The sequence below is a fragment of the Klebsiella sp. ZJOU C1 genome (assembly GCF_035620215.1).
GTDB classification, from domain to species: domain Bacteria; phylum Pseudomonadota; class Gammaproteobacteria; order Enterobacterales; family Enterobacteriaceae; genus Klebsiella; species Klebsiella variicola.
Genome location: NZ_CP141644.1, coordinates 1,203,214 through 1,216,777, shown reverse-complemented (window position 1 = coordinate 1,216,777; position 13,564 = coordinate 1,203,214). Strand labels below are relative to the sequence as shown.

Annotated in this window: 10 protein-coding genes and 1 other annotated feature; of the genes, 5 read left to right on the top strand and 5 right to left on the bottom strand. The window is 58.0% G+C overall.

All coding sequences use genetic code 11. The features are described from left to right. Positions 1 to 14 precede the first annotated feature (14 nt). From dnaX to SPE70_RS05720, 3 genes are all read right to left on the bottom strand, one after another. Positions 15 to 1,922: a DNA polymerase III subunit gamma/tau gene (gene dnaX, locus SPE70_RS05730; RefSeq protein WP_012968809.1), complete on the bottom strand. Its 1,908-nt coding sequence runs from the start codon at positions 1,920 to 1,922 to the stop codon at positions 15 to 17. Continuing rightward, positions 618 to 682: a sequence feature (DnaX frameshifting element), on the bottom strand. It overlaps the preceding gene by 65 nt. Before the next feature lie 92 nt (positions 1,923 to 2,014). Beyond that, positions 2,015 to 2,566, bottom strand: coding sequence for an adenine phosphoribosyltransferase (gene apt, locus SPE70_RS05725; protein WP_012542663.1), 552 nt, complete (start codon positions 2,564 to 2,566; stop codon positions 2,015 to 2,017). Positions 2,567 to 2,716: 150 nt separating this feature from the next. Beyond that, positions 2,717 to 3,094 carry a DUF454 family protein gene (locus SPE70_RS05720; protein WP_008805444.1) on the bottom strand — a complete coding sequence of 126 codons (378 nt, stop codon included), beginning with the start codon at positions 3,092 to 3,094 and terminating at the stop codon, positions 2,717 to 2,719. A gap of 69 nt (positions 3,095 to 3,163) precedes the next feature. Between SPE70_RS05720 and priC the strand changes: the two genes are divergently transcribed. The 3 genes from priC to SPE70_RS05705 all read left to right on the top strand — a co-directional run bounded on the left by priC (position 3,164) and on the right by SPE70_RS05705 (position 4,856). Continuing rightward, entirely contained in the window at positions 3,164 to 3,691 is a 528-nt protein-coding gene (gene priC, locus SPE70_RS05715) for a primosomal replication protein N'' (RefSeq protein WP_016160398.1), read from the top strand. A 12-nt stretch (positions 3,692 to 3,703) separates the two neighbouring features. After that, positions 3,704 to 3,877: a pleiotropic regulatory protein RsmS gene (gene rsmS, locus SPE70_RS05710; protein ID WP_008805442.1), complete on the top strand. Its 174-nt coding sequence runs from the start codon at positions 3,704 to 3,706 to the stop codon at positions 3,875 to 3,877. A gap of 67 nt (positions 3,878 to 3,944) precedes the next feature. Then, complete coding sequence (locus SPE70_RS05705; RefSeq protein WP_043875730.1) at positions 3,945 to 4,856, top strand: Rpn family recombination-promoting nuclease/putative transposase; 912 nt, start codon at positions 3,945 to 3,947, stop codon at positions 4,854 to 4,856. A 35-nt stretch (positions 4,857 to 4,891) separates the two neighbouring features. Here SPE70_RS05705 and mscK read toward each other — a convergent pair whose 3' ends face one another. Continuing rightward, positions 4,892 to 8,239 carry a mechanosensitive channel MscK gene (gene mscK / locus SPE70_RS05700; RefSeq protein WP_012968812.1) on the bottom strand — a complete coding sequence of 1,116 codons (3,348 nt, stop codon included), beginning with the start codon at positions 8,237 to 8,239 and terminating at the stop codon, positions 4,892 to 4,894. Positions 8,240 to 8,368: 129 nt separating this feature from the next. Continuing rightward, positions 8,369 to 9,019 (bottom strand): multidrug efflux transporter transcriptional repressor AcrR, encoded by a 651-nt coding sequence (gene acrR / locus SPE70_RS05695; protein WP_008805439.1) that lies wholly within the window; start codon positions 9,017 to 9,019, stop codon positions 8,369 to 8,371. 142 nt (positions 9,020 to 9,161) lie between these two features. Here acrR and acrA point away from each other — a divergent pair, with 142 nt between their 5' ends. Together acrA and acrB are read left to right on the top strand one after the other, a co-directional pair. Next, positions 9,162 to 10,355, top strand: coding sequence for a multidrug efflux RND transporter periplasmic adaptor subunit AcrA (gene acrA, locus SPE70_RS05690; protein ID WP_008805438.1), 1,194 nt, complete (start codon positions 9,162 to 9,164; stop codon positions 10,353 to 10,355). 22 nt (positions 10,356 to 10,377) lie between these two features. Continuing rightward, complete coding sequence (gene acrB, locus SPE70_RS05685) at positions 10,378 to 13,524, top strand: multidrug efflux RND transporter permease subunit AcrB (RefSeq protein WP_008805437.1); 3,147 nt, start codon at positions 10,378 to 10,380, stop codon at positions 13,522 to 13,524. Positions 13,525 to 13,564: the final 40 nt, after the last annotated feature.

Genomic DNA, 13,564 nt, shown 5'->3' with positions numbered 1-13,564 from the left:
AGTCAGACTGGCGTTCAAATGGGGCGGATACTCTCTTCATCCAGATCGGCGTCGAAGAAACGACGCAGGGTCTGAATGTTATTATCCGCGATAATGGCTTCGCGCGCCTGCGCGAGCTTTTCTTCATAAATAGCCTGCCGCCACTCCAGCGGCGTACGCATCGCGGGATTATCATCTTCCACGATGGTCAATTCAACCGGCGTACCGTACAACACCCCCAGCGCTTCAGCCAGCTTTTGCTGCGCGCCGGTGGAATTGAGGTGACGCTGGCTGGGGCGCAGATGCAGACAGACGCGGCTGCCCTCCTGCTCTTTCCACGCGTTGAGCGCCACCTGCTCGACCAGCTTAGGTACCGCCAGCCGGCTCACTTCCGCCGCCCAGCTGTCGCGCTCGACCGCTTCTTCGGCGAGCTTGGCCGCCAGCTCCGGCGTCTTCTCATGCTCCAGCGCTTTTTTCAGCGCTTTTGGCGTCGCGACTTCGACTTTGGCCTCTTCAACCACTGTCGTCGCCTTCCAGCGATAGGCCTCTTTCTTCGCCGGGGCCTGCTCAAGGGCAGCCGCCGCCGGACGAGCCTGGACGCGCTCGGTAATCGAACTCAGTCGCTCCAGCGCAGCGTTATTCACCGGCCGCGCGCGGGAAGCGGCTGCCGGTTCACTCTTTTTTGGAGTGGTTGCTCCCTGGCTGCGCTGCAGGTGGCTGCGGGCCGCCAGCACCTGGCTGGTGGTCGGCGGCAAACTCTGCGACGGCTGCTGCGGCGGCGCAGCGGGGGCAACCGGCTGACGCGGCGCGGGCGCGGCGGTCTGTGCTGGCTGCACTTCCGGCTCTGGAAGCGGCTTACGCGGATGAAACGCCAGCGCGCGGAGCAGCGTCATTTCGACGCCCATTCGCCGGTCCGGCGCATAAGGCAGCTCTTTGCGGCCCATCAGCAGCGTTTGGTAGTAAAGCTGAACGTCACCCGGCGGTACGGTTCGCGCCAGTTCGCGCATCCGCACTTCGACCGTGGCCATATCGGCGCCCAGCGCCGAAGGCGACAGCTGTACCATGGCGATGCGGTGCAGCAGGCTCTGCATCTCCACCAACAGCGCCTCCCACTCGACGCCGCGTGCGGCGGCGTCATTGACGCCCGCCATCACCCGCTCGCCGTCGGCAGCGACCAGCGCTTCAATCAGCGACAGCGCCTGATCGTCATCAAGGGTGCCGAGCATGGTGCTCACCGATGCGGCCGTCAGCTGTCCTTCTCCACTGGCAATCGCCTGATCGGTCAGGCTTAAGGCATCGCGCAGGCTGCCGTCGGCTGCCCGCGACAAGAGCTGCAGCGCGCGGGGTTCAAAGGCAATCTGCTCTTCGCCAAGAATATGCTCCAGCTGATGGCGGATCTGTTCAACATCCAGGGCTTTGAGATGGAACTGCAGGCAGCGGGATAAGATCGTCACCGGCAGCTTCTGCGGATCCGTCGTCGCCAGCAGGAATTTGACGTGTGCTGGCGGCTCCTCCAGCGTTTTTAATAACGCGTTGAAGCTGTGGCGCGACAACATATGGACTTCGTCGATGAGATAGACCTTAAAGCGGCCGCGGGCCGGCGCGTACTGGACGTTATCCAGCAGGTCGCGGGTATCTTCGACTTTGGTGCGCGAGGCGGCGTCAATCTCAATCAGATCGACAAAACGCCCCTGTTCAATTTCCCGGCAGTTATCGCACACGCCGCAGGGGGTGGCGGTGATGCCGGTTTCACAGTTTAACCCTTTCGCCAGCAGACGGGCGATGGAGGTCTTACCGACCCCGCGGGTACCGGAAAAGAGATAAGCGTGATGAATGCGCCCTAACGACAAGCCGTTCGCCAGTGCGGTCAGCACATGTTCCTGGCCGACGACGTCAGCAAAGGTTTGTGGGCGCCATTTACGGGCTAAGACCTGATAACTCATGGGCTGGCTCTGAAACGCTGGAAGGTGAAATCACGAAGGGGTCATGCTATCACAGCCCCGCCCGATCGGCGAGGCTATGTGGAGGGATTTGCTTAGTGGCCCGGGAACGGCACCAGGCTGTAGCAGTGGATCCCCAGCTTCTCCAGGCGCTGTTCGCCGCCCAGATCGAACAGGTTGATAATGAAAGCGGCATCGTGCACTTCGCCGCCGAGACGGCGGATCAGTTTGACCGTCGCGTCGATGGTGCCGCCGGTCGCCAGCAGATCGTCCACCACCAGCACCTTGTCGCCCGGTTTGATCGCATCAACGTGAATCTCCAGCTGATCGGTGCCATACTCCAGCTCATAGCTCTCGGCAATGGTTTCACGCGGCAACTTACGCGGCTTGCGAACCGGAACAAAGCCCACGCCCAGCGCCAGCGCAACCGGGGCGCCGAACAGGAAGCCACGCGCCTCAGTCCCTACCACTTTGGTAATACCCGCGTCTTTGTAGCGCTCGGTCAGCAGTTCAATGCTAAGCGCGTAGGCCTTCGGGTCTTCCAGTAAGCTGGTGACATCGCGGAAAAGAATGCCAGGTTTTGGATAATCCTCGATACTCTGGATGCTGTTCTTCAGATATTCAAGCTGCTGTGCAGTTGCGGTCATAAGTGTATGCCTGATTGAAACGGTGTTACCCACGGGCGTGCAAAAGGGGCCAAAGAAACATTTGTTTAACCTTTGACCAGGCTTGCCCGCGCTCGAAAACGCCAGAATTTACTGGCTGTCAGCAACAATTGCAACAGGCATTATTGCGCATCAGTGCTTTTGTTGCTTTGCGTCAACCACCGGAATGCGCCACATAAAGATCAGCAGGCAGGCCAGAATGACCAACAGCATGATGCGCACCCACGTAAGCTTAACCAGCCACAGCGAAATAGCAAAAGTCACTACGATCATCGCAATGGCGCGCGGTTTGGCGCCGCGAGGCATCGCGCGGTACTGCTGCCAATGGCGAAGATAGCCGCCAAACCAGGAGCGATACAGCAGCCACTGGTGAAAGCGCGGCGATGAGCGGGCAAAGCACCAGGCGGCGAGCAGAATAAACGGCGTCGTCGGCAGCAACGGTAAGAAGATGCCCAGCGTACCCAGCGCTACCGCCAGCCAGCCGATAATGGTTAGAATAACAGGTGGCATAATGCGAATCGTTATCAAACAGATGAGGCTACTGTAGCACAGTTGGCTGGAAGGGAATGGAGAGGTGTGGTGAAAACAGCTCAACTTTTACAAACGCTGAACGATCAGCTCAGCGAGCTGGCCGCGCTGGTGGCGCCGCTGGCGGAGCACGCGACCCTGAGCCCACGCTTTGACCGTCAGCTCTTTCATACCCGCAGCACGCTGATGCAGGACTATCTGGCGGAAGCCCGGCAAAACTTTTCCCAACTGAGCCAGGCCGTCGAGCGCCAGCAACTGCCGCAGGTGGTCTGGATTGCCGAACGTCTGGCGGCGCAAATCGCCGCGCTGCGTCGTGAAACCGCCACCTGGTCCTTGCGCAGTTGGGACCACGCGTCGCCAACGCTGAGCCGCTGGCAGCGCCGTCGCCTGCAGCATCAGGAGTATGAGCGCCGCCTGCTGGCGATGCGCGACCAACGTCAGCGTCAGCTGGCGCAGGCGACCAGCCTTGACGAGCAGCAGCGGCTGGGGAAAGAAGTTGAAGCCTACAGCGGCCGGTTGGCGCGCTGCCGACAGGCACTGGACAAGATTGAAAACGTACTGGCGCGGCTGACGCGCTAACAGGAGAGCCCGATGTCGCTGGAAAATGCATCCGATGAGGTCAAACTGGCCGTCGATTTAATCATGTTGCTGGAATCGCATCAGATCCCGGCGCAAACCGTGCTGGGCGCGCTGGAAATTGTCAGGCGGGATTATGCAAACAAGTTAAAAAACGCGGAAAGCGGGTCGCAAAACCCAGAGAAGTAGGATGTTGTCTCCGGCAGTGTGCTGGCAGTCTGGTCCTCTGCGCATGACGCCACTGGAGACAATATTGATGGAAAAAGTCAGTCAAACCCCACACGACGCGGTGTTTCGCCAGATGCTCATGCATCAGGCGGTCGCGAAGGATTTTTTGCAGTTGTATCTCCCCGCGCCGTTTCTGGCGATCTGCGAACTGGATTCGCTGCAGCTGGTCTCCGGCAGCTTTGTTGAAGAGGACCTGCGCGCCAGCTATTCCGATATCCTTTACTCACTGCGCACGCGTCATGGACCGGGCTATGTGTACGCGCTGATTGAGCACCAGAGTACCCCGGACAAGCTGATGGCATTTCGCCTGCTGCGCTATGCGCTGGCCGCCATGCAGCGTCATCTGGACGCCGGCCACGACACGCTGCCGCTGGTGGTGCCCATTCTGTTTTATCACGGCAAAGTGAGCCCCTGGCCCTGGGCTCGCAACTGGCAACAGCTATTCGCCGATCCGGCGCTGGCGAAGACGCTCTATAGCAATGATTTTCCGCTGGTGGACCTCACCGTAATGCCAGATAATCAGATCGCCCGTCATCGGCGGATGGCCATGCTGGAGCTGCTGCAAAAGCATATCCGCCATCGCGATCTGGCCGAGCTGCAGGTGCCGCTGATTGCGCTGATGACGCAAGGCTATCTGACAGAAGCGCAGCTGAATACGCTGCTGCGCTATATGTTGCAGGCGGGAACTACGGAACATCCGGGGGCGCTGATCCGCACGCTGGCGGCGCAGTCGCCCAGGCATAAGGAGCTGATGATGACCATTGCCGAATGGCTGGAAGAAAAAGGCCGTAAACAGGGACAGCAAGAGGGTGAGCAGGAAGGTCGAGAAGCCGCCACTCGCAGCATCGCCGCCAGAATGCTGGCGCGCGGCCTCGAACGTCAAACCGTGCAGGAACTCACCGGACTCAGCGACGAGGAACTCGCCGCGCTGGCACCCTGATGCAGCAGGGGCGGCTTTGCGCCGCCCCTCTTCGATCAGGACGCGGTGGTGGGCGCCAGATCGTCCCCCTTCCCGTCCCGCTTCACTTCGGTGACTTCATCACCTTTTTCATTGCGCAGATGAACTTCCAGCTGGTTAAAGGCAATGTTGATGTCATTTTCCCGGCACAGGCGGTCGATGGCGCGGTTGAGCTCATCCACCGTGTAGCTGCGATCGCGCAATTCACGAACATACAGACGCAGTTCATGATCCAGCGTACTGGCCCCGAAGGTGGTGAAGAAAACCGCAGGCGCCGGCTCCTGCATCACTTTCGGATGATCGTGCGCGGCCTTCAGCAGCACCTCTTTCACTTTATCCAGATCGGAGCCATAGGCGACGCCGAGGCGGATCACCACCCGGGTCACGGTGTCGGAGAGCGACCAGTTGATCAAGCGCTCGGTAACGAACGCCTTGTTCGGGATAATCACCTCTTTGCGATCGAAGTCGGTGATGGTGGTCGCGCGGATACGGATTTTGCTTACCGTACCGGAGAAGGTGCCGATGGTTACCGTATCCCCAATGCGCACTGGACGCTCGAACAGAATAATCAGACCGGAGACGAAGTTACCGAAGATCTCCTGCAGGCCAAAACCTAAACCAACCGACAGCGCGGCCGCCAGCCATTGTAGTTTATCCCAGGAGACGCCCAGCGACCCGAACACCGTCATCGCACCGATGGCGATAATCGCATAGTTAAGAATGGTGGTGATGGCGTAGGAGGTGCCCTGACGCATATTGAGACGCGAGAGAACCAGCACCTCCAGCAGACCCGGCAGGTTGCGTATTAGCGCCCAGGCGACCATCGACGCCACAATGGCAAACAGCAGACTGCCCATCGTGACGCTGCGCACCACGCTGGCCCCCGCTTCGGTACCGTTGTAGTGCCAGAGGGTAATGCTGTCGAGATAGGCGAAAACGGTGATCAGATCAGACCAAATCGCCCAGAACATGACCGCGAACAGCGCGATCATCACCAGCATGGTGATGCGCAGCGTCTGCTGGTTGACCTGCTCGAGAGCGATAGTCGGCTCCTCCTGCGGCTCGGCGCCTTCCGCACCCTCCTTCACCAGATGCTGACGGCGCGCCAGCGCCCGGCGCCAGGCGATACGTCGCGCCGCCACGCTCAGACCGCGCAGCACGGTCTGGTACAGCAGGTTCCAGATCATCACCAGATACACGGTCTCGATCCAGCGTCCCGCCAGGCGCAGCGTGGTGTAGAAGTAACCGGTCGCCGTCAGCACCATCAGGGCTACCGGGACAATAGACAGCACGGTGATCGTCAGCAGGCGCAGGCTGTGTGATTCTTTATCACGCCAGCTTTCCCGACACATCGGCCAGACCAGCACGGCAATCAGCAGCAGATTGAAGAAAATCACAAACTGCCCCAGCACGTCGTCCATCAGGTTCAGTGGCGACAGCTCGGAAATCACCGACCAGAAATTCAGCGGCAGCAACGCGAGGCTGACGCGAACAATTTGTCGCCGCCAGTGGCTGGTCAACTGCGCAGGCATATTGAAGTGGCTGACCGCCACGCCGTTCTTTTCCAGCACTTTCCAGCACAGACCAAAGACCAGCCAGAACATGGCCAGCTTTTTACTGTACGCCCACAGCAGTCCGCTGATATTAAGCTGCATGGTGAGTAAGATCAGGCCAATCGCCAAAATTACCAGCACCACCGGCAAGGCCCGAATCAGGTCGATCAGGATCGCCTTTGGCGTATGCAGCTGGGTATCGTTGCGCAGCTGCCCCACCTGGGAAGCAAGCTTAGCCTGATAATCCTTCAGCCACTGCAGACGCCAGCGGATCAGGCCGGCAATCAGCAGCAATGGTAAACCGGCCAGGAAAGCGATAAACACCGCGGGCCACGCTTTTTCCCAGTTCACGGTGATTTTCATCGCCTTAAACTGACCTTTCAGCGCTTCCGGGAAGGCCTTAATCCACTCCCAGTCCATCGGTTTATTGCTGTTCACCCAGAAAATTTGTTGGGTCAGAATTTCCTTCAGACTGCTCGAGACGCTCATCAACTGCTGCTGGTTGATCTGCAGGTTGATGGCCATCATCAGCTGGTTCCCCAGCTGTTTGTTGAACTGGTCAAGCAGTTCGCGGCGCATGTCGATCACTTCCAGTAGCGCGGCGTGGACTTCATCGTTCACTTCGCTGCTGTGCCCCTCCTCCAGTTTGGCGACAAAGGCGTCGCTCTGGAACAGCGCGTCGCGCTGCTGGTTCACCTCAAACTGCTCGAGCCGCAGGTCGGCGATGCGGTTGGTCATATCCTGCAGTTCGTCCGCCGACGGCAGCGTCTGCTGTTGCTGATAAAGAATGCGCGACAGCAGCAGGCTCCCCCGCAGAACTGAAATTTGCTCTTTAATATCCCGTTCAGACTGCAGCGCGCGGTCGAGCCAGTTCTTCACCTGGATATTGCGCTGCACCAGCTGGTTACCGTTCTCCGTCGCCTGGATCAGCTTCTCGCTGAGCTGATGGTTAATATCCAGCTCCTGCTTGACCAGCGGATTGGCCTGAATTCGCGTGGTTTCATCCGGGGTGACCGCCTCCTGGGCGGTTTTCTCCGTCAGCGTAAGCCGCTTGCTGTTCACCGCCTCCTGCAGCAGCTGCAGCTGATGCTCCAGCCGGTTGCTCCAGGCGGTGACGTAGTCACGCTGCTTCTGCAGGGTATCCTGCAGGACGGTGTTGCCTTCGAGGCTCTTGCGCTGCTGCTCAATCTGCGCGTTGAGCAGCGCCTGTTGAGCCTGCAACAGCACCTGCTGGGTCGGGCGCAGCGTCTCGTCGCCCACCGAGGTGCCATTCAGCCGATTGCGGATCTGCTGCAACTGTTGGGAGGCGTTATACATCGCGTTCTGCACACGTTCCGGCTGCGTTTGCAGGGAAACCAGCTGGCTGTTATAGGTCGCCAGATCGTTTTGCGCATTCTGCAGATCGTCCAGCGTCTGGGTGACGCGTGACTCCAGTTGACGCAGAGAGAGCGTACTGAGCGTTTTGCGCGTGGCGGCGTCGTCAGGGACCTCGCTCAGGTTGTTGAGACTATCCACCGCCTGGCGCAGCTTCGCCGGGGCTTGCTCGACCTGCTGACGCAGCTGTGCCGTCTCGCTTTTGATGCGCTCGATTTTATCCAGCGTTTCCAGCGTCTGGGTCAAATCCTGCTGGACCAGTTTGTCCTGGGGAGTCAGTTCTTTTTGCTTGTTTAACGTATTGAGCTGGCTCTGCACCTCTGCCCGGTCAGGGAGGTCCGCGGCGCGGCCCTGGACTGGGCTGAAAAGGCCAATAAAGCAGAGCAGCGTAATGAAAAAGATAAACGTGGCGCGTTGCCTGGAGATCGTGTGCAGCATAGTTAATATGAATGAATGCAAATGCCGGAGAATACCGGGGGTCGTCGCAAGCGCGCAGAATAGCACTTCTCTTCGCTGGCGAATAGCGGCGGACGGCGCTAAAAATTCACGTTCATCCGCGCGCTAACGTTAAGCTGTCAGGCTCTCCGGGCCGCGTAGCGTGGGACAGAACTGATACATCTCCAGCAGGATGGCGACGTAGTCTCGCGCTTCCGCATGCAGGTCGAATGAATCAGGGGCAAACAGCCAGTTTTCCATCAGTCCGGAAAGGTAGCTGCGCATTAACACGGCCGCCCGCCGGGTGAGTAAATTGGCGGGCAACAGCTTCGCGGCGATACACTCTTTTAAGGTCTGCTCGATACGCTCGTAGCTCGCCAGGGAGAGCTGCCGCTGGGCCTGCTGCACCACGGTCATCTCACCGACAAACTCACACTTGTGGTAGATAATCTCCATCATTAATCGTCGACGTTCCTCTGTCACTGTCGCTTCAAGAACATAGACTAATATCTCCCTGATAACTGAGAGTGGATCGTTGGGGAATTTTGCCCGATACTCAATTTCGAGATCGCTAATACTGGCGTCTGACAGCTCCCAAATTTCGTTGAATAAATCTGATTTATTCTTGAAATGCCAGTAGATAGCCCCCCTCGTTACACCCGCAGCTTTTGCAATTGTTGCCAACGAGGTAGATGATACGCCTTGCTGCGAAAACAGACGCAGAGCAACATCCAGAATCAGTTGCCGGGTTTCACGTGCCTGTTGTTTGGTTTTTCGTGCCATAGGTTAATGACTTTACAGAGGTTACGTTTACATACATTTGTGAATGTATGTACCATAGCATGACCATAATAGAAAGACTGTAGTGGGTTTGTGGTTGTTTGAGCCACTGAACATTTTGAAATTGGACACTCGAGGTTTACATATGAACAAAAACAGAGGGTTAACGCCTCTGGCGGTCGTTCTGATGCTCTCAGGCAGCTTAGCGCTAACAGGATGTGACGATAAACCGGCTCAACAAGGAGCCCAGCACATGCCGGAAGTCGGTATTGTGACGCTCAAATCCGCACCTCTACAAATAACCACCGAACTGCCAGGCCGCACCAGCGCCTATCGCATTGCGGAAGTCCGTCCTCAGGTCAGTGGCATTATTTTAAAACGTAACTTCGTGGAAGGTAGCGATATCCAGGCCGGCGTTTCCCTGTATCAGATCGATCCCGCCACCTATCAGGCCAGCTATGACAGCGCCAAAGGCGACCTGGCAAAAGCCCAGGCGGCGGCGAACATGGATCAACTGACGGTCAAGCGTTATCAGAAACTGTTAGGCACGAAATATATTAGTCAACAAGACTACGATACCGCCGTCGCGACGGCACAGCAGAGCAATGCGGCCGTGGTCGCAGCGAAAGCGGCCGTGGAAACTGCGCGCATCAATCTGGCCTACACCAAAGTCACCTCGCCGATCAGCGGCCGGATTGGTAAATCCGCGGTGACCGAAGGGGCGCTGGTGCAGAATGGTCAAACGACCGCCCTGGCAACTGTTCAGCAGCTGGATCCGATCTATGTTGACGTCACCCAGTCGAGCAACGATTTCCTGCGCCTGAAACAGGAGCTGGCCGATGGCCGCCTGAAACAGGAAAACGGCAAAGCGAAAGTGGAGCTGGTGACGAATGACGGTCTTAAGTATCCGCAGGCCGGCACGCTGGAATTTTCGGATGTCACCGTCGATCAGACCACCGGCTCTATCACGCTGCGCGCGATTTTCCCGAACCCGGACCACACCCTGCTACCGGGGATGTTTGTGCGTGCCCGTCTGGAAGAAGGGGTTAACCCTGACGCCCTGCTGGTACCGCAACAGGGTGTTACCCGTACGCCGCGCGGCGACGCCAGCGTCATGGTGGTCGGGGAAGGCGATAAAGTCGAAGTCCGCCAGGTCACTGCTTCTCAGGCGATTGGCGATAAATGGCTGGTCACTGACGGTCTGAAAACGGGCGATCGCGTTATCGTCACCGGCCTGCAAAAAATCAAACCAGGCGTGCAGGTAAAAGCGCAGGAAGTAGCTTCTGATGATAAACAGCAAGCCGCAGGCAACGCGCCATCAGAACAAACCAAGTCTTAACTTAAACAGGAGCCGTTAAGACATGCCTAATTTCTTTATCGATCGCCCCATATTTGCATGGGTGATCGCCATCATCATCATGCTGGCTGGGGGATTATCGATCCTCAAATTGCCGGTAGCGCAATATCCGACGATTGCGCCGCCAGCAATTTCCATTACCGCCATGTACCCCGGTGCTGACGCCGAAACTGTGCAGAACACCGTGACTCAGGTTATCGAACAGAATATGAACGGTATCGACCACCTGATGTACATGTCCTCCAATGGCGACTCCACCGGTACGGCGACCATCACCCTGACCTTCGAATCCGGTACCGATCCGGATATTGCCCAGGTTCAGGTTCAGAACAAGCTGGCGCTGGCGACGCCTCTGCTGCCGCAAGAAGTACAGCAGCAAGGGATTAGCGTTGAGAAAGCGTCCAGCAGCTTCCTGATGGTTGTCGGCGTTATTAACACCAACGGCACCATGAACCAGGACGATATTTCGGACTACGTGGCGGCCAACATGAAGGACCCGATCAGCCGTACCAGCGGTGTCGGCGACGTTCAGCTGTTCGGTTCCCAGTACGCGATGCGTATCTGGATGGATCCGAACAAACTGAACAACTTCCAGCTGACGCCGGTGGACGTGATCAGCGCCCTGAAAGCGCAGAACGCCCAGGTGGCCGCGGGTCAGTTAGGCGGTACGCCGCCGGTGAAAGGCCAGCAGCTTAACGCCTCGATCATCGCGCAAACCCGTCTGACCAATACCGAAGAGTTTGGCAACATTCTGCTGAAGGTGAACCAGGACGGTTCCCAGGTTCGTCTGCGCGATGTCGCCAAAATTGAGCTGGGCGGCGAAAGCTATGACGTAGTGGCGAAGTTTAACGGCCAGCCAGCATCGGGTCTGGGTATTAAACTGGCTACCGGCGCGAACGCGCTGGATACCGCCAACGCTATCCGTGCAGAACTGGCGAAGATGGAGCCGTTTTTCCCGTCGGGGATGAAGATCGTTTACCCGTATGACACCACCCCGTTCGTGAAAATTTCTATTCACGAAGTGGTTAAAACGCTGGTGGAAGCGATCATCCTGGTGTTCCTGGTCATGTATCTGTTCCTGCAGAACTTCCGCGCCACGCTGATCCCGACCATCGCCGTACCCGTAGTCCTGTTAGGCACCTTCGCGGTGTTGGCGGCGTTTGGCTTCTCGATAAACACCCTGACGATGTTCGGGATGGTGCTCGCCATCGGCCTGTTGGTGGATGACGCCATCGTGGTGGTCGAGAACGTCGAGCGCGTAATGGCGGAAGAGGGTCTGCCGCCGAAAGAAGCGACGCGTAAATCGATGGGACAGATCCAGGGCGCGCTGGTCGGTATCGCCATGGTGCTGTCGGCGGTATTTATCCCAATGGCGTTCTTCGGCGGTTCAACCGGGGCCATCTATCGCCAGTTCTCCATCACCATCGTTTCTGCGATGGCGCTGTCGGTACTGGTGGCGTTGATCCTGACGCCAGCGCTGTGCGCCACCATGCTGAAGCCTATTCAGAAAGGCAGCCATGGCGCGACCACCGGTTTCTTCGGTTGGTTTAACCGCATGTTCGATAAGAGCACGCACCACTACACCGACAGCGTAGGCAACATTCTGCGCAGCACCGGTCGTTATCTGGTCCTGTATCTGATCATCGTGGTGGGCATGGCGTGGCTGTTCGTCCGTCTGCCGAGCTCGTTCCTGCCGGACGAGGACCAGGGGGTATTCCTGAGCATGGCGCAGCTGCCTGCCGGCGCCACCCAGGAGCGTACGCAGAAAGTGCTGGATGAGATGACGAATTACTATCTCACCAAAGAGAAGGACAACGTGGAATCCGTGTTTGCGGTTAACGGCTTCGGCTTCGCCGGCCGCGGCCAGAACACCGGCATCGCGTTCGTCTCGCTGAAAGACTGGAGCCAGCGTCCGGGTGAGGAAAACAAAGTTGAAGCGATCACCGGCCGGGCGATGGGCTACTTCTCGCAGATTAAAGATGCGATGGTGTTCGCCTTTAACCTGCCAGCTATCGTTGAACTGGGTACCGCGACCGGCTTTGACTTCCAGCTCATTGACCAGGGCGGTCTGGGCCACGAAAAACTGACCCAGGCGCGTAACCAGCTGTTTGGCATGGTGGCGCAGCACCCTGACGTGCTGACCGGCGTGCGCCCTAACGGCCTGGAAGATACACCGCAGTTTAAAATCGATATCGATCAGGAAAAAGCCCAGGCGCTGGGCGTCTCCATCAGCGACATTAACACCACGCTGGGCGCGGCCTGGGGCGGGAGCTATGTCAACGACTTTATCGACCGCGGCCGCGTGAAGAAAGTGTACATCATGTCTGAAGCGAAATACCGTATGCTGCCGGAAGACATCGGCAAGTGGTATGTTCGTGGCAGCGATGGTCAGATGGTGCCGTTCTCCGCCTTCTCTACTTCGCGTTGGGAATACGGTTCGCCGCGTCTGGAACGCTACAACGGCCTGCCGTCCCTGGAAATTCTCGGCCAGGCAGCGCCAGGCAAGAGTACCGGTGAGGCGATGAGCCTGATGGAAGAGCTGGCGGGTAAACTGCCTTCCGGTATCGGCTACGACTGGACCGGGATGTCTTATCAGGAACGACTGTCCGGCAACCAGGCCCCTGCCCTGTATGCCATTTCGCTGATTGTCGTCTTCCTGTGTCTGGCAGCGCTGTATGAGAGCTGGTCAATTCCGTTCTCGGTCATGCTGGTCGTCCCGCTGGGTGTGGTCGGTGCGCTGTTAGCCGCTACCTTCCGCGGTTTAACCAACGACGTTTACTTCCAGGTGGGCCTGTTGACCACCATCGGCCTGTCGGCGAAGAACGCGATATTGATCGTTGAATTCGCCAAAGACCTGATGGAGAAAGAGGGTAAAGGGCTAATTGAGGCAACGCTTGAAGCAGTGCGTATGCGTCTGCGTCCGATCCTGATGACCTCCCTGGCGTTTATCCTCGGCGTTATGCCGCTGGTGATCAGCTCGGGTGCCGGCTCCGGCGCGCAGAACGCCGTCGGTACTGGCGTAATGGGCGGGATGGTGACCGCGACGATTCTGGCCATCTTCTTCGTGCCAGTGTTCTTCGTGGTGGTTCGTCGCCGCTTTAGCAAGAAATCGGAAGATATTGAGCACAGCCATCAGGTTGAGCATCATTAATCGTCACACTTGAACAAAGGGCCGCCTTCGCGGCCCTTTT